This is a genomic window from Enterococcus sp. NBRC 3427, assembly GCF_007996925.1.
Lineage (GTDB): Bacteria > Bacillota > Bacilli > Lactobacillales > Enterococcaceae > Enterococcus_B > Enterococcus_B lactis.
Window position 1 is genome coordinate 1 of the sequence record NZ_BJLL01000116.1, and the last position, 1,320, is coordinate 1,320.

Below are 1,320 nucleotides of genomic sequence, written 5' to 3' on the forward strand. Positions count from 1 at the left end.
TAAAGTCCATATAATTGTGTAAAAGATAAAAGGCCATGTAACAGCCCTTTTACGGTACAATGTTTTTAACCACAAAAACATACCCAGGAGGACGTTACATGACCCAAGTACATTTTACACTGAACAACGAAGAGGTTCAAAGTATTATTGAACATTCGGTAAAAGATGATGTTTCTAAAAATATTTTAACCACTGTTTTCAACCAATTGATGGAAAATCAACGAACAGAATATATTCAAGCCGATGACTATGAACGTTCAGAAAGTCGTCAGAGTCAAAGAAATGGCTATTATGAGCGAGACTTTACGACTCGTGTGGGTACACTCGAATTAAAAGTGCCTAGAACACGTGATGGTGAATTTTCACCGACGGTGTTTGAGCGTTATCAGCGAAATGAAAAGGCACTGCTCGCTTCAATGCTTGAGATGTATGTTTCGGGCGTTTCGACACGTAAAGTTTCAAAGATTGTTGAAGAGCTATGTGGAAAATCTGTATCGAAATCTTTTGTTTCTAGCCTGACTGAGCAGTTAGACCCGATGGTCAACGAATGGCAGAACCGTTCACTCTCAGGTACGAATTATCCTTATCTGATGACTGATGTTCTCTACATAAAAGTCCGTGAGGACCATCGAGTGCTTTCTAAAAGCTGCCATATTGCGATCGGGATAACAGAAGGTGGCGACCGTGAAATCATTGGCTTCATGATTCAAAATGAAGAAAGTGATGACACATGGTCCATCTTCTTTGAATACTTAAAAGAACGCGGCCTAAAGGGGACAGAACTCATCATTTCTGATGCCCATAAAGGCCTAGTGTCTGCGATTCGTAAGTCATTTACCAACGCAAGTTGGCAGAGATGCCAGGTCCATTTTTTAAGAAACATCTTCAGTTCCATTCCAAAAAAGAATTCAAAACCGTTTAGAGAAGCAGTAAAAGCGATCTTTAAGTTTACGGATATTGAACTCGCTCGAACAGCTAAGAATGCCTTAGTCGGTGAATATATCGACCAGCCTAAATATACAAAAGCCTGCGAAATATTGGATAATGGCTTCGAAGATGCCTTTCAATACACGGTTATCGGAAATAGTCATAATCGGCTAAAAAGCACCAACCTTCTTGAACGACTGAACCAGGAAGTCCGCAGAAGAGAAAAGATTATTCGGATTTTTCCCAACCGAACGTCTGCCAATCGATTAATTGGAGCTGTCCTTATGGACCTTCATGACGAATGGCTCAGTTCTACAAGAAAATATATTAAGTTTGATCAATGAGAGACCGGTAAAACATTGTATAGTATTTTACACAGGATTATGGACTTGA

General features: G+C 39.7%; 1 protein-coding gene. It reads left to right on the forward strand.

Going from position 1 to position 1,320, the window contains the following annotated elements; translation table 11 throughout:
• The first annotated feature begins 98 nt into the window (after positions 1 to 98).
• Complete coding sequence (locus tag ESP02_RS13110) at positions 99 to 1,271, forward strand: IS256-like element IS1542 family transposase (RefSeq protein WP_002323245.1); 1,173 nt, start codon at positions 99 to 101, stop codon at positions 1,269 to 1,271.
• The last annotated feature ends 49 nt before the right edge of the window (positions 1,272 to 1,320 follow it).

Bases quoted from the DNA above. Each gene is read 5' to 3' on its own strand.
- ESP02_RS13110 (WP_002323245.1), top strand. From the start codon at position 99: ATGACCCAAGTACATTTTACACTGAACAACGAAGAGGTTCAAAGTATT.